Source organism: Geodermatophilus sp. CPCC 205506, assembly GCF_051383635.1.
Taxonomy (GTDB): Bacteria; Actinomycetota; Actinomycetes; order Mycobacteriales; family Geodermatophilaceae; genus Geodermatophilus.
On the sequence record NZ_JALPKP010000036.1, the window covers coordinates 18,740 to 33,736 of the forward strand.

The following is a 14,997-nucleotide window of genomic DNA, read 5'->3' on the forward strand; positions in this document are numbered from 1 at the left end:
GTCCCGCCGCGAGCGTGCGAGCGGTGGGGGCAGGGAGGTCCGTCAACGGTCCCGGCGGTAGCGGGCGAGCTTGTCGGGGTCGATCGCGATGCCGATCCCCGGTCCCGGACGGACGGCGAGCTCGCCACCGGAGATCTCCAGCGGCTCGGTGAGCAGGTCGTCGCTCATGTCCAGGAAGTTCGAGAGCTCACCGGCCCGGCGGGCCGAGCTGCGGTGAGCGGCGCCGAAGACGACGGTGCAGGCGGTGCCCACCTGGCCGTCGATCTGGTTGCCCATGACCACCTCGGCCCCGAGGCCGTCGCACTGGTGCAGGATCCGCTGCGACGTGCTGAACCCCGTGCGGGCGGTCTTGATGCTGATCATGGTCGCCGCGCCGCCCAGCAGCTCACGGGTGACCTCGCCGGGGGTCGTGGCGCTCTCGTCGGCGACAGTGGGGACCGTCGTCCGCGCGGTCAGCCACCGGCGGCCGAGCACGTCGTCGGCCGGGCACAGCTCCTCCGACAGGGTCAGGCCGAGGTCGGCCATCGCGTCCAGGGCGCGGGCCGCCTCCGACGGCGTCCAGCCGCGGTTGCCGTCGACGTAGAGCTCGACGTCCGGGCCCAGGGCGGTGCGCAGGGCCCGGCAGGCGCCGACGTCCAGCGCGACCGGACGGCGGCCGACCTTCACCTTGAAGGTCGTGATGCCGTGGACGTCGCGGACCCGCTCGGCGTCGGCGACCATCTCGGCGTCGGGGGCGAACCCGACCATGTGCGCGACCCGCAGCCGGTCGGTCCAGCCGCCGAGCAGCTGGGTCACCGGCAGGCCCAGGGTGTGGCCCAGCGCGTCCCAGATCGCCATGTCGACCGCCGCCTTCGCGGTCGGGTTGCCGACGGTGCGGTCCAGCCGCCCGTGCACCACCTCGCGCTCCAGCAGGGTGAGCCCCACCAGCTGCGGGGCGAACACCTTGTCGACCACCGCGACGATCGACTCCTGCGTCTCGCCGTAGGTGTACGGGCGCGGCGGGGCCTCGGCGACACCGACGACGCCGTCGTCGGTGTGCACGCGGACCAGCACGTGGTCGGCGACGTGCACCTCGCCGCTGGCGAAGCGCAAGGGCTTGCGGTAGGGGATCGCGTACGGGATCGCCTCGATCGCGACGATCTTCACCGGCTACCTCCGGGGTGGACGACGGGGAGTTCGGGCAGGGGGACCGGGTCGGCGTCGGGCGCGATGAAGCCGTTGGCCGCGAGGGCCTCCAGCAACCGGGTCAGTGCGGGGGAGTGGTCGTCGGTGCGCCAGGCCAGCGCGACGTCGACGTGCACGTCGTCGGCGACCGGAACCAGCGCGACGCCCTCGACCGAGACGGCGCGGACCGACTCCGGGAGGAGCGCGACGCCCATGCCGGCGGCGACCAGCGTGAGCATGATCGAGGTCTCCGCGGCCGCGTGCGTCCGCCGCGGCAGGAAGCCGGCCGCGAGGCAGGCCCGGGCGGCGGTGGCGTCGACCACCGAGTCGGGGACGCCGTAGACGACGAAGTCCTCGTCCCGGAGCTCCGCCAGCCCGACCGGCTCGTCCCCGGCGAGCCGGTGGCTCCGGGGGACGGCGCAGACGAACCGCTCCCGCGTGACCAGCCGCGCCGAGAGCCCGGGGGAGCGCAGCGGCGGCCGGAGCACCGCCAGGTCGATGCGGTCCTCCTCCAGCGCGAGCTCCTGCGCGGGGGTGAGGAGGCCGGGCTCGAAGCGGAGCACCAGGCCCGGCACCTCGCGGGCGGCGATCCGGGCCAGCTGGGGCAGCTGGCGGAACGCGGCCAGGCCGGTCGCGCCGACGCGCAGCAGGCCGGTGCTGCCCTCGCCGACCAGCCGGACGCGCGCCTGCGCGGCGTCCACCGACTCGAGGATGCGCTCGGCGTCGCGCAGGAGGGCCTCGCCGGCGGGGGTGAGCTCCACCCGCCGCGTCGTCCGGGTGAACAGCGTGGCCCCCACCTGCGACTCGAGCTGGCGGATGGCCTGCGAGAGGGGGGACTGGGCCATGTGCAGCCGCTCGGCGGCCTGACCGAAGTGCCGGGTCTGCGCGACCGTGACGAAGTAGCGGAGCTGGCGGATCTCCACGTCCCCTCCTCTCCCGGGTCCGGTGTGGCTGTGACGCAGCCAACGTAGGGCCGCTGGGCATGTACCGGCAAAGACCGATTCCGGCTCGATTGAGACGTGCAGCGTCTCGAAGAACCCCAGGTCGGGACTGGGCACTTGTCCGGCGCGCCGGGTGACGGGCGCCACGAACAGTGGGGAGGACGCACCACCCCGCACCACCGACCCGACCGGAGGCACCGCCATGACCGCCGACGTCACCCGCGTCCACGAGATCCTCGCCGACGCCGTCGTCGACGACCCGGAGGCCGGGATCTACCGCGCCAACCGCCGGATCTTCACCGACGAGGAGATCTTCGAGCTGGAGATGACCCACATCTTCGAGGGCAACTGGGTCTACCTGGCCCACGAGAGCCAGCTCCCGGAGCCGGGCGACTACTTCACGACCTCCATCGGCCGCCAGCCCGTCGTCATCACCCGGGACAAGAGCGGCGAGCTGCACTGCCTGGTGAACGCCTGCGCGCACCGGGGGGCGATGCTCTGCCGCCGCAAGACCGACAACCGGATGACGCTGACCTGCCCCTTCCACGGCTGGACGTTCCGCAACGACGGCGCGCTGCTCAAGGTCAAGGACCCCGACGGCGCCGGGTACCCGGCGACCTTCGACACCGCCGGCTCGCACGACCTGACGAGGGTGGCCCGGTTCGACAGCTACCGCGGCTTCCTGTTCGGCAGCGTCAACCCCGACGTCGTCCCGCTCGCGGAGCACCTCGGCGACGCCACCACGGTCATCGACATGCTGGTCGACCAGTCACCGGAGGGGCTGGAGGTCCTGCGCGGCTCGTCGACCTACACCTACGACGGCAACTGGAAGGTCCAGGCGGAGAACGGCGCCGACGGCTACCACGTCAGCGCGACGCACTGGAACTACGCCGCCACCACCTCCCGCCGGAGCACCGGCGAGTCGGCCAACACCACGAGGGCCCTCGACGCCGGCGGCTGGGGGAAGTCCGGCGGCGGCTACTGGTCCTACCCGAACGGCCACCTGTGCCTGTGGACGTGGGCGGCCAACCCGGAGGACCGCCCGCTGTGGGACCGGCTGGACGCGCTCAAGGAGCAGTTCGGCGAGGCCAAGGGCGAGTTCATGGTCAAGGGCTCCCGCAACCTGTGCCTCTACCCGAACGTCTACCTGATGGACCAGTTCAGCACCCAGATCCGGCACTTCCGGCCGATCTCGCCGGACAGGACCGAGGTCACCATCTACTGCATCGCCCCCAAGGGCGAGAGCGCCGAGGCCCGGGCCCACCGCATCCGCCAGTACGAGGACTTCTTCAACGCCTCCGGGATGGCCACCCCCGACGACCTGGAGGAGTTCCGCTCCTGCCAGCTCACCTTCCGGGCCACCGCGGCGCCGTGGAACGACATGAGCCGGGGTGCGGAGCACTGGCTCGACGGGCCCGACCCGGTCGCCGAGTCGCTCGGCATGCACGGCGTCGTCTCCTCGGGGCTGCGCAACGAGGACGAGGGGCTCTACCCGGTGCAGCACGGCTACTGGCTGCAGACCATGCGCGCCGCGCTCGAGCAGCAGGCCGGCGCGACCGCCACGACCCCGAGGGGCTGACCCCGATGACCTCCACGCAGACCGCCACCGGCGGCGCGCTCGTCACCCAGAACGCCATCGAGCAGTTCCTCTACCGCGAGGCGCGCTACCTCGACGACCGCGAGTTCGAGAAGTGGCTGGAGTGCTACGCCGACGACGTCGTCTTCTGGATGCCGTCGTGGGCGGACGACGACCGGCTCACCGAGGACCCGCAGCGGGACATCTCGCTCATCTACTACCCGAACAAGGGCGGTCTCGAGGACCGGGTGTTCCGCATCCGCACCGAGCGCTCCAGCGCGACGTCGCTGCCCGAGCCGCGGACCAGCCACAACATCAGCAACGTCGAGGTCATCGAGCGGCGGGGCGACCTGGTCGACGTGCGGTTCAACTGGCACACCATGTACTTCCGGTACAAGACGGTCGACCCCTACTACGGGACGTCGTTCTACACGATCGACTTCTCCGGGCCCGCGCCGCTCATCCGCCGCAAGACCGTGGTGCTGAAGAACGACTACATCCACCACGTCGTCGACGTCTACCACCTCTGAGCCGGGAGTGATCTCCGTGGACCACCGCGTGGCACTCGCGTTCGAGGACGGGGTCACCCGCTTCATCACCTGCCGGGAGGACCAGACCGTCGCCGACGCGTCCTACCGGGCGCGGATCAACATCCCGCTGGACTGCCGGGACGGCGCCTGCGGCACCTGCAAGAGCCTCTGCGAGTCCGGCGACTTCGACGGGGGCACCTACCTCGACGACGCGCTCTCGCCGGACGAGGCGGCCGAGGGCTACGTGCTGCCGTGCAGCATGAAGCCGCGGTCGGACCTGGTGCTGCAGATCCCGACCACGTCGGCGGTGGCCAAGACCAGCGCGGCCACCCACCGGGGCCGGGTCACCGGCCTCGACCGGCTCTCATCCACCACGGTCGGCCTCACCGTCGAGATCGCCGACCGGGCCGCGCTGGCGTTCTTGCCGGGGCAGTACGTCAACATCGCCGTCCCCGGCACGGAGGAGTCCCGCTCCTACTCCTTCAGCAGCGCGCCCGGGGACGAGGCGCTGACGTTCCTGGTGAAGCTCACCCCCGGCGGCGTCATGTCCACCTGGCTGGAGGAGCGCGCCGCGGTCGGGGACGAGATCACCTTCACCGGGCCGCACGGCAGCTTCTTCCTCCGCGACTCCGACGCCCCGCTGCTGCTCCTGGCCGGCGGCACCGGCCTGGCGCCGGTCCTCTCCATCCTGCGGACCCTGGCGGCCGCGGGCAGCACCCGTCGCGCGCACCTGGTCTACGGCGTCACCACCGACGACGACGTGGTCGAGCTCGACACCATCGGCCGCCTCGCCGACTCCCTCGACGGGCTCACCTGGGACCACTGCGTCGCCGACCCGGCGACGACGGCCCGCAACCAGGGCTACGTCACCGGGCTGTACGGGCCCGAGCACCTGCACGGCGGCGACGGCGCGGTCTACCTCTGTGGCCCGCCGGCCATGGTGGAGGCGGTCCGCACGCACGTCTCCGGGCTGGGCGTGACCCCGTCGGGCTTCTACTACGAGAAGTTCGCGCTGGCCGCCGTCCTGGCGCCGGCCGCGGAGGAGGTCGCCGAGCCGGAGCCCGCCGTCGCGGAGCCCCTGCCGGTGCCGGTGGCGCGCACCGCGCCCGGCCTGCTCACGCTGGGCGGCCGCGAGGGCCGGGCCGCCGCCGGGCAGGTCCTGCTGCCCCCGGCCGAGCTGACCCCGGTCGGCGCCGGGGCTCCGCGCCGCAGCCCCGAGTCGGCCGCCGACCTGTGGCGCTGCGCGGGACAGGCGGTCGGCCAGCCGTCCGGCCCGGGCGACGTCCGCCCCGTGGCCGACGCCGACGACCTGCTGCCCGCCGACGCCGCCCGCGCCGTCGCCGGCCAGGAGCTGCTCCCGGAGGCGGCGCTGGCGCCGCTCACCCCGCCGCCGGCCGCCCCACCGGAGCCGGCGGGGACGCCCGAGGCCGCGCGGATCACCGCGGACGGGTACGAGATCGGCGAGGACCACCCGTCCGTGCACCAGAGCGACGCGGTCTTCGACGCCCGCCAGGCCCTCGAGCTCGGGGCGCTCGAGCTCACCATCGGGCGCCTGACCCACCAGCAGCTGGTCGGGTACCGGCTGCTGGCCGAGGCCACCGTGCCCTACGTCGAGGGCGACCGGTTCGTCGACGCCCCCGCGTACACCGAGACCAACGCCGCCTTCCACGACTACCTGTTCACCCTCACCGGCAACGAGCACCTGCTGCGGGCCTACCAGGCGCTCGGGGTCAGGGGGCACATGGAGGAGTCGCTGCGCACCGCCACCTGGGTCCACCCGCGGTGCGCGCAGGACCACCTCGACATCGTGACGGCGTTCCGGGACGGCGACCGCGAGCGCGCGCGGGTGCTCATCACCGAGCACGCGGCGCGGTCGAAGGAGACCACCCGCCGGGCCATGCGCGAACTCGCCGACGGGCGCCGTCCCCGGTTCGTCACGCCGGGCCGGTTCGCCGGCCAGGTCGTCGTGGTCACCGGTGCCGGGCAGGGCATCGGCGAGCGGACCGCGCGGCGGATCAGCGCCGAGGGCGGCACGCTCGTGCTCGCCGACCGTGCCGAGCTGGTGCGCGACCTGGCCGAGGAGCTGGGCTCGCCGGGTGCGGAGGCGGTGGCGGTCGTCGCCGACCTGCAGACCTGGGAGGGCGCGTCGGCCGTCGTCGACACCGCGCTCGCGCGGTTCGGCCGCATCGACGTCGCCGTCCACACCGTGGGCGGGACGATCTGGGCCAAGCCGTTCGAGCACTACCCGCCCGACCAGATCCGGGCCGAGATCGACCGGTCGTTGTGGCCGACGCTGTGGTGTTGCCGCGCCGTCGTGCCGCACATGGTCGAGCGGGGCCGCGGGACGATCGTGAACGTCTCCTCGGTCGCCACCCGCGGGCTCAACCGGGTGCCGTACGCCGCGGCCAAGGGCGGGGTCAACGCCATCACCACCGCGCTGGCCCTCGAGATGGCCCCGCACGGGGTGCGGGTCGTCGCCACCGCCCCCGGCGGGACCGACGCGCCCCCGCGCCGGACGCCGCGCGGCCCCGCGCCGCAGACCGAGCAGGAGCAGGAGTGGTACCGGACCATCGTCGACCAGACGGTGGACTCCTCGCTGATGAAGCGGTACGGGACCCTCGACGAGCAGGCGGCGGCCATCACCTTCCTCGCGTCGGAGGAGGCCTCCTACATCACCGGGACCGTCCTGCCGGTCGCCGGCGGCGACCTGGGCTGACCGGGCGTGCCGACCGCGGCGGAGGCCCTCCCCGCCGACCCGCCCTACGGTGGGGACGTGCGCCCGGGCGAGGACGACGTCCACGTCGTCGGTCCGGCCGCCGAGGCCGGGCAGCTCGACGCGCTGCTGGCCACGGCCCGGACCGGCACACCGGTCGTGGCCGTCGTCGAGGGCCCGGCCGGCATCGGCAAGACGACCCTGCTGCGCCGGTTCCGCGGTCGCCACCCCGGCCTGCGGGAGAGCACGGTGGCCGGGCTGCCGTGGGAGAGCCGCCGGCCGGGTGCGCTGGTCCGGCGGCTGCTCGACGACCTGCCCGGCGGCGCCCCGGTGCCGCAGGACGCGGCCGACCCGGCCGACCTCGGGACCGAGCTGGCGGCCCGGTGGGCGGCGGCGGCCGCCGACGAGCCGCTGCTGGTGGCCGTGGACGACGCGCACTGCGCGGACGCGGTCTCGCTGCAGGCGGTCGGGTCCGCAGTGGCCCGCACCCGCGACGCCGCCGTCCTGCTGCTGCTCGCCCGGACCGTGGGCTGGGCGGCTCCGGGCGACCACGCCGCCCTCGATGTGCTCGACCGGCTCGAGGCCGTGCGGGTGCGGGTGCCCCCGCTGGGGCCGGAGGAGACCCGGCTGCTGGCCGCGCGTGTGGTCGCCGTCGACCTGCCGCTGCCGGTCGCCCGGCGGCTCAGCGAGCACACCGCCGGGATCCCGCGGCACCTGCTGGAGGTCCTGCGCGGCACGCCTCCGGCGCGCTGGACCGACTGGCAGACCCGGCTGCCCGCGCCGAGCACCGTCCAGCGCCGGGTGCGGCAGGCGCTGGAGGGCTGCTCGCCCGCGGCCCGGGCCCTGGTGGAGGCCGCCGCCGTGCTCGGGCCGTCGCCCGTGCTGGCCGACGCCGCGGCGCTGGCCGGCCTCACCGACCCGATCGCGGCGCTCGACGAGGCGTGCAGTGCGGGGCTGCTCGCGCCCGCCGGCGGGCACGGCCTGGACGTCGTCGCCTTCCCGGAGCGCTTCGTCCGCGGCGCGGTGCACGGCGGCCTGCCGCCGATGCGGCGGCACGACCTGCACCTGCGCGCGGCCGGCATCGTCGACGACGAGACCGAGCAGCTCCGCCACCGCGTCGAGGCGGCTCCGCTCCCCGACGCCGGCCTGGCCGCCCAGCTGGTGGAGCTGGCCCGCCGCAAGGCCGACGAGGGGGCGTGGGCCGTGGTCGCTGGCGCGCTCATCGACGCCGGCCGGATCAGCCCCAGCCGGGCCGAGCGGGAGGACCGGCTGATCCAGGCCGTCGACGCCCTGGCCGGCGCAGGCCTGCTCGGGCAGGCCGTCGAGGCGCTGCCCGACCTGGAGGCGCTGCCCGCCGGCCCGCGCCGGGACGCCGTCCTGGCCTACGTCGCGCTGCAGCGCGGCCGCCGCGGGCAGGCGCTGGCCCACCTGGACACCGCGTGGCGGCACCGGGGCACCGACCGGGACGCCGCCGCCGTCGTCTGCCAGCGCCGGGTGCTGCACGCGCTGGCCGACTGGGACGGCGACGAGCTGGTCCGGTGGGCCGGCCGGGCGGTCGAGCACGCCGCGCCGGGCTCCCCGGTCGCGGTGGAGGCCCGCGCCGTCGTGGGGCTCGGCCACGCCGCCCGGGGCGAGGTCGACCGGGCGCTGACGGCCTACCGGCAGGCGGTCGCGGAGAGCCCGCCGGGGCCGCAGCTGCAGCGCGCGCGGATGGGGCTGGGCTGGCTGCTCCTGGCCCGGGACGACCCCGAGGGCGCGCGGCGCGAGCTCGAGTTCGCCGTCCCCTCCTCGCGGCAGACCGGGTCCAATCGGGTGTCGCTGTGGGCGCTGGTGTGGCTGGCCCGGACCCGGCTCGCGCTGGGCGACTGGCCGGGGGCGCTGGACGCCGTCGCCCAGGGGGAGGTGCTGCTCAACGCCACCGGGCTGGACCTGCTGCGGCCGCTGGTGCACTGGACCGGGGCCCAGGTGCACGCCCTGCGCGGCGAGCCGGACGCCGCCGACCGGCACCTCCGCCTCGGCGCGGCGGCCGAGCACGACTACGCGGTCATGACCGTGCCCACGCTGCTGGCGCGAGCCGCCGTCGCCGAGGCGGCGTCGGACTTCCCCGCCGTCGTCCGCCACCTCGCGCCGCTGGCCGCCCGCACCCCGCGCGGCGGGCTCGACGAGCCGGGCTTCTGGCCCTGGCACGGCCTGTACGCCGAGGCGCTCGTGCTGACCGACCGGCTGGCCGAGGCGGACGCGTTCCTCGCGCCGCTGGAGGCCACGGCCGACCGGCGCGGGCACCGCTCCGTGGGCGCCCGGCTGGGCGTGGTCCGGGGCCGGCTGATGGCCGCCCGCGGCGACGTCGGCGGGGCCGAGCGGGCGTTCGAGGCCGCCCGCACCCGGCTCGCCCCGCTGCCCCTGCCGTACGACAAGGCCCGGGTCGACCTCGTCCACGGGCTGACCCTGCGCCGGGCCGGACGCCGGCGGGACGCCGCGGAGCTGCTCACCGCGGCCCGGCAGCTCTTCGCCGCGCTCGACGCCCGGGTCGCCGTCGAGCGCTGCGACCGGGAGCTCAAGACCGGCCGGCCGGCGCTCCGCACGGCCGACGCCGGCCCCGACACCCTGACCGAGCAGGAGCGCACCGTCGCCGACCTGGTGGCGACGGGGATGACCAACAAGGAGGTGGCCGCGGCGATGATGCTGTCGGTCAAGACCGTCCAGTTCCACCTGACCCGCGTCTACGCCAAGGTCGGGGTCCGGTCCCGGTCGGAGCTGGCGGCGCGCGCCTCGCGCGGCCCCCTGGCGCCGTGAGCGCGCCGACCGCCGAGCCCCTTCTCGAGCGCCCCGACCGGCCGCTGCCCGGCCCGCGCCGGGTGCTGCGCGACGCCGGCCCGCTCTACGCGGCCAACGGCCTCATCGGGCTGGTCTTCGCGGCCACCGGCCCGGTCGCGGTGATCCTGGCGGTGGGCACCGAGGGCGGCCTGTCCGAGGAGCAGCTCGCCTCGTGGATCTTCGGGGCCTTCTTCCTCAACGGCGTCCTCACCGTCCTCGCCTGCTGGCTCTACCGGCAGCCGCTGGCCTTCTTCTGGACGATCCCGGGCACCGTCCTCGTCGGGCCGGCGCTGACCCACCTGGCGTGGCCGGAGGTGGTCGGTGCCTTCGTGGCCACCGGCCTGCTGGTGCTGGCGCTCGGGCTGACCGGCTGGGTGCGCCGGGCGATGGCGGTCGTCCCGATGCCGATCGTCATGGCCATGGTCGCCGGGGTCTTCCTGCGCTTCGGGGTGGACCTGGTGCACGCGCTGCGCGACGACGTCGCGATCGCCGCCCCCATGGTGATCACGTTCGTCGTGCTGAGCGCCCTGCCCGGGCTGGGGCGGCGGGTGCCCCCGCTGATCGGGGCGCTGGTCGTCGGCGCGGGAGCGGTGGCGCTGTCCGGGCGCTTCGCGCCCACGGCGGCGGGCGGGAACTGGTTCGCCTCGCCGGTGCTCACCGCGCCGCAGTGGTCACCGCAGGCCCTGGTGGAGCTCGTCGTCCCGCTGGCCATCACCGTGCTGGTGGTGCAGAACGGCCAGGGCGTGGCGGTGCTGCGCGCGGCGGGTCACGCCCCGCCGACCAACGCCGTCACGGTGGCCTGCGGCGCGTGGTCGCTGCTGGCCGCCACGGTCGGGACGGTGTCCACCTGCCTCACCGGGCCGACCAACGCGCTGCTCTCGGCGTCCGGCGAGCGCAGCCGGCAGTACACGGCCGGCATCGTCTGCGGACTGCTCGCGGTCGTCTTCGGCCTGTGCTCCCCGCTGTTCACCGGCGCCATGCTCGCCACGCCGCCGGCCTTCGTCGCCGCCCTCGCGGGGCTGGCCATGCTGCGCGTCCTGCAGGCCTCCTTCGTCGCCGCGTTCAGCACCCGGTTCACCCTGGGCGCTCTGGTCACCTTCGTGGTGACGGTCGCCGACGTGTCGGTCCTGTCCATCGGCGCGCCCTTCTGGGGCCTGCTGGCCGGGCTCGCCGTCTCCGCGGTGCTCGAGCGGGGGGACCTCGCGGTCAGCCGGTGAGGACGACGACCAGCGTGCGGGGCCCGTGCACGCCCTCGACGCGCTGCAGCTCGATGTCGCTGGTCGCCGAGGGGCCGCTGACCATGGTGAGCGGGGCGGTGGAGTCCAGCCGGGCCAGGCCCTCCGGGACGCCGCCGACGACCTGGCCGGTCTCGACGACGCAGACCAGGCAGTCGGGCAGCAGCGACAGCGCCCGGCGGCCGGAGCGCGGTGAGCCGTCGAGGACCAGGGTGCCGGTCTCCGCGACCGCGACGGCGACGCCGGTGACCGTGGCGGCGAAGGCGGCGAGCTCGACGGCGGGCCGGCCGTCGTCGGCCACCGCGCCCTCGGGTCGCCAGTCGGCGGGCAGCCCGGGCGCGACGACGACGTCGGCCGGCTCGTGCCCGCCGAGCGCCGTCCGCAGTGCGCCGGCGACGGTGGCCGCCACCTCGGACGACGCGCACCGCACGACCGTGGCCCGGTAGTCCTCCAGCCGGTCGGTGAGGACGTCGAGCAGCGTCGCCGCCGGCCGGTCGTCGGTGGTGCGGTAGTCGCGGGTGACGTCGACCGCCGGCCGCTGCGGGCCGAGGGCGGTGCGGATGCGGGCGAGCACCTCGTCGCGCGCGCCGGTCATCGCCGGTGCTCCCGGGCCCAGGAGTGCGTGAACGTCTCGCGGGGTGGGGTGGGCAGGTCGCGGGTGCGGGTCCACCCCGAGATCGGCGGCGGGAGGGCGGCCGGGAGGGTGGGCCTGCCGCGGGCGAGGAACCGGCCGAGGCCGGCGGCGCGCTGGGCCAGCCGCCAGAGCCGGGGGTTCGACATCGCCCTCGCCAGCGCTCGGAAGGCCAGCGCCTCCGGCGTGGTGCGCTCCTGCGCCTCGACGTGCTCGGCGCGCAGGTGCACGAGGATCGAGGGGATGTCGATCGCGACCGGGCAGACGTCGTAGCAGGCGCCGCACAGGGTGGAGGCGTAGGGGAGCGAGGCGTTGTCCTCCACGCCGGTGAGCTGCGGGGAGAGGACGGCGCCGATCGGGCCGGGGTAGACCGACCCGTAGGCGTGGCCGCCGGTCCGCTCGTACACCGGGCAGACGTTGAGGCAGGCCGAGCAGCGGATGCAGTGCAGCGCCTCGCGGCCCACCTCGTCGGCGAGCACCGCCGTCCGCCCGTTGTCCAGCAGCACGAGGTGGAACTCCTGCGGGCCGTCGCCGGGGGTGACCCCCGCCCACAGCGAGGTGTAGGGGTTCATCCGCTCGCCGGTGGAGGAGCGCGGCAGCAGCTGCAGGAACACCTCGAGGTCGCGCCAGGTGGGGACGACCTTCTCGATGCCCATGACCGTGATCAGCGTCTGCGGCAGGGTCAGGCACATCCGGCCGTTGCCCTCGCTCTCGACGACGGCGAGCGTGCCGGTCTCGGCGACGGCGAAGTTGGCCCCGCTGACCGCCACCCGGGCGCGCAGGAACCGCTCCCGCAGGTGCGCGCGGGCGGCCATGGCCAGCCGGCGCGGGTCGTCGGTCAGCCCCGGGTCGACCCCGGGCATGGTGCGCAGGAAGATCTCGCGGATCTCGGCCCGGTTCTTGTGGATCGCCGGAACCAGGATGTGCGACGGCGTGTCCTCGCCCAGCTGGACGATCAGCTCGGCCAGGTCGGTCTCGTGCGCGGTGACGCCGGCCGCCTCGAGCGCCTCGTTGAGCCCGATCTCCTGGGTGGCCATCGACTTGACCTTGACGACCTCGTCGGCGCCGGTGGCCCGGACCAGCCGGGTGACGATCTCGTTGGCCTCGATGGCGTCGCGGGCCCAGTGCACGGTGCCGCCGCGGGCGGTGACCTGCTCCTCGAGGGCGATCAGGTGCTCGTCGAGGCGGGCCATGGTGGCGGCCTTGAGCGCCTTCCCGGCCTGGCGCAGCTGCTCCCAGTCGGGCACCTCGCCGACGACCGCGGCGCGCTTGCCGCGGATCGTCGTCGTCGCGTGGCCGAGGTTGGCCCGCAGCTGCCCGTCCCGCAGCGCGTCCCGGGCGGCGTCGGGGAACGACCGGTCGCCGCGCAGGTGCCCCACCCCTCGGGGCGCCGTCGGCAGGCCCGGCATCCCGAGGTGGACGGCGGTCACCGTCGTCCCCCCGCGCCGGTTTCCGCGGGGACCGAGGGCTTCGTGGTCTGGTGGGGGGTCACGGCGTCCGTCGGGGTGGTGGGGTGGGTGGACTGCTCCGTCGAGGCGAGGATCTCGGCCAGGTGCACCGTCCGGGTGCCCGACCGCAGCCGGGACAGCCCGCCGCCGATGTGCATGAGGCACGAGGCGTCGCCGGCCGTGCACACCTCGGCGTGCGTGGACAGCACGTTGGCCATCTTGTCGGTGAGCATCGCCGTCGAGGTGTCGGCGTTCTTGACCGCGAAGGTGCCGCCGAAGCCGCAGCAGGACTCCGCGCCCGGCAGCTCGACCAGGTCGAGCCCGCGGACCGCGCGCAGCAGCCGCAGCGGCCGGTCGCCGACCCGCAGCAGGCGCAGCGAGTGGCAGGTCGGGTGGTAGGTGACCCGGTGCGGGTAGTAGGCGCCGACGTCGGTGACGCCCAGGACGTCGACCAGGAACTGCGACAGCTCGTACGTCCGCGCGGCGAGGGCCTCGGCCTCGTCGGCCAGGGCGGGCTCCCCGGCGCGGCGGGCGACCATCGCCTGCTGGTGGTGGATCGACGCCACGCAGGACCCGGACGGCGCCACCACCGCCTCCGCCCCGGCGAAGGCGCGCACGTGGTTGGCCACGATCGGCACCGCCTCGCGCCGGTAGCCGGTGTTGACGTGCATCTGCCCGCAGCAGGCCTGCCCGGGCGGGACGACGACCTCGTGCCCCAGCCGCTCCAGCAGCACCGCGGTCGCGCGGGCGACCTGGGGCACGACCGTGTCGACCAGGCAGGTGGCGAAGAGTGCGACTCTCACGCTGTCCTCTCAGCTCGTGGCGCCGGGGCGGCGGGCCATGCTCGACTCGCGGACGACCAGCACCGGCTCGAACACCGGCTGCTCGTGGACGTGTCCCTCGCCCCGGGCCTCGTCGAGCAGCAGCTCCGCGGCCTTGCGGCCCAGTTCGTGGCGCGGCTTGCGGACCGAGGTCAGGGGGACGGCGGCCGCCGCGGCGAAGTCGATGTCGTCGTACCCCACGATGGCGAAGTCCTCGGGGACCCGCACCCCGTGCCGCACCATCTCCTGGAGCACCCCCAGGGCCATGAGGTCGTTGGCGCACACCGCGGCCGTGGGCCGCTTCGCCGCGGGGATGCCGATGATCCGCTCGGCGGCCTCGCGGCCGCTGGCGACGGTGAGGACCTCGGGGGAGAAGACGGTCAGGGCGTCGTCGGTGCCGCAGGTCTCGTGGACCGCGGCCTCGACGCCGGCGTGCCGCTCCTGCACCTGGGGGAGCCCGGAGGCACCCCCGATGAAGGCGATCCGCCGGTGTCCCCGCTCGAGCAGGTGCTCGGCGGCGAGCCGGCCGCCGAGGACGTCGTCACTCGCGACGGCGCACTGGTCGGGACCGGGGGCGCGGCGGTCGAGCAGCACGATCGGCACGCCGCGGCGGCGCAGGGTCTCCAGGTGCGGCGACAGCTCGGCGGTCGGGGTGATCAGCACGCCCTGGACCCGCTGCTCGGCCAGGACGTCGAGGTACGCGGTCTCCTTCTCCGGCCGGTCGTCGGAGTTGCAGAGGATGAGCGCGAACCCGGCGGCGTTGACGACGTCCTCCACCCCGCGGGCGACGTCGGTGAAGAACGGGTTGGCGATGTCGAGGACGACGAGGCCCACGGTCCGGCTGGAGCCGGCGCGCAGCTGGCGGGCCGACTCGTTGCGGACGAAGCCCAGCTCGGCGATCGCCGACAGCACCCGGTCGCGGGTCGTCGCGGCGACCACCTCGGGGCGGTTGAGCACGTTGCTGACCGTGCCGACCGAGACCCCGGCGCGCAGTGCGACGTCGCGGATGCTCGCGGTCACGGTTCCTCCTCGGGTCGGTGGCCTCGATCCTCGTCCACGCACTGAAACGTGTCAAATACTTCGCAGCGCGAAATCCTGGGTCGCCACGCGGCACCTGATCGGCC

At 75.2% G+C, this 14,997-nt stretch carries 11 protein-coding genes; 5 read left to right on the forward strand and 6 right to left on the reverse strand.

What is annotated here, in order from left to right; all coding sequences use genetic code 11:
* Positions 1 to 42 precede the first annotated feature (42 nt).
* A complete protein-coding gene (locus MY520_RS19310) occupies positions 43 to 1,146 on the reverse strand; it encodes a mandelate racemase/muconate lactonizing enzyme family protein (RefSeq protein WP_436694188.1) in 1,104 nt (367 codons plus the stop codon).
* The gene (locus MY520_RS19315) at positions 1,143 to 2,087 is read right to left on the reverse strand and encodes a LysR family transcriptional regulator (RefSeq protein WP_436694189.1); all 945 of its coding nucleotides are present in this window, start codon (positions 2,085 to 2,087) and stop codon (positions 1,143 to 1,145) included. Before MY520_RS19315 ends, MY520_RS19310 begins: the two co-directional genes overlap by 4 nt.
* 220 nt (positions 2,088 to 2,307) lie before the next feature.
* On the opposite strand from MY520_RS19315, the gene benA reads away from it, so the two are divergent.
* The 5 genes from benA to MY520_RS19340 are packed head-to-tail and all read left to right on the forward strand — an operon-like array spanning position 2,308 to position 10,955.
* Entirely contained in the window at positions 2,308 to 3,684 is a 1,377-nt protein-coding gene (benA, locus tag MY520_RS19320) for a benzoate 1,2-dioxygenase large subunit (RefSeq protein ID WP_436694190.1), read from the forward strand.
* Between the two features lie 5 nt (positions 3,685 to 3,689).
* Positions 3,690 to 4,211, forward strand: a complete 522-nt coding sequence (gene benB, locus MY520_RS19325) for a benzoate 1,2-dioxygenase small subunit (protein WP_436694191.1) — start codon at positions 3,690 to 3,692, stop codon at positions 4,209 to 4,211.
* 28 nt (positions 4,212 to 4,239) lie between these two features.
* Positions 4,240 to 6,927, forward strand: coding sequence for a benzoate 1,2-dioxygenase electron transfer component BenC (gene benC / locus MY520_RS19330; RefSeq protein WP_436694192.1), 2,688 nt, complete (start codon positions 4,240 to 4,242; stop codon positions 6,925 to 6,927).
* Positions 6,928 to 6,984: 57 nt separating this feature from the next.
* Entirely contained in the window at positions 6,985 to 9,717 is a 2,733-nt protein-coding gene (locus tag MY520_RS19335) for a LuxR C-terminal-related transcriptional regulator (protein WP_436694193.1), read from the forward strand.
* Positions 9,714 to 10,955, forward strand: a complete 1,242-nt coding sequence (locus MY520_RS19340; protein WP_436694194.1) for a benzoate/H(+) symporter BenE family transporter — start codon at positions 9,714 to 9,716, stop codon at positions 10,953 to 10,955. The genes MY520_RS19335 and MY520_RS19340 overlap by 4 nt, the downstream gene beginning before the upstream one ends.
* On the opposite strand, the gene MY520_RS19345 is transcribed toward MY520_RS19340, so the two are convergent.
* Genes MY520_RS19345 through MY520_RS19360 form a run of 4 tightly spaced genes read right to left on the reverse strand, consistent with a single transcriptional unit; the run spans position 10,945 to position 14,893 of the window.
* On the reverse strand, positions 10,945 to 11,568 hold the full coding sequence (locus MY520_RS19345; protein WP_436694195.1) for a LutC/YkgG family protein: 624 nt from the start codon (positions 11,566 to 11,568) through the stop codon (positions 10,945 to 10,947). The genes MY520_RS19340 and MY520_RS19345 overlap by 11 nt on opposite strands.
* Entirely contained in the window at positions 11,565 to 13,034 is a 1,470-nt protein-coding gene (locus MY520_RS19350) for a LutB/LldF family L-lactate oxidation iron-sulfur protein (RefSeq protein ID WP_436694196.1), read from the reverse strand. Before MY520_RS19350 ends, MY520_RS19345 begins: the two co-directional genes overlap by 4 nt.
* Positions 13,031 to 13,855, reverse strand: a complete 825-nt coding sequence (locus MY520_RS19355; RefSeq protein ID WP_436694197.1) for a (Fe-S)-binding protein — start codon at positions 13,853 to 13,855, stop codon at positions 13,031 to 13,033. The genes MY520_RS19350 and MY520_RS19355 overlap by 4 nt, the downstream gene beginning before the upstream one ends.
* A gap of 9 nt (positions 13,856 to 13,864) precedes the next feature.
* A complete protein-coding gene (locus tag MY520_RS19360; protein WP_436694198.1) occupies positions 13,865 to 14,893 on the reverse strand; it encodes a LacI family DNA-binding transcriptional regulator in 1,029 nt (342 codons plus the stop codon).
* Between the last annotated feature and the right edge of the window lie 104 nt (positions 14,894 to 14,997).

Bases quoted from the DNA above. Each gene is read 5' to 3' on its own strand.
- benA (WP_436694190.1), top strand. From the start codon at position 2,308: ATGACCGCCGACGTCACCCGCGTCCACGAGATCCTCGCCGACGCCGTC.
- MY520_RS19345 (WP_436694195.1), bottom strand. From the start codon at position 11,568: ATGACCGGCGCGCGCGACGAGGTGCTCGCCCGCATCCGCACCGCCCTC.
- benB (WP_436694191.1), top strand. From the start codon at position 3,690: ATGACCTCCACGCAGACCGCCACCGGCGGCGCGCTCGTCACCCAGAAC.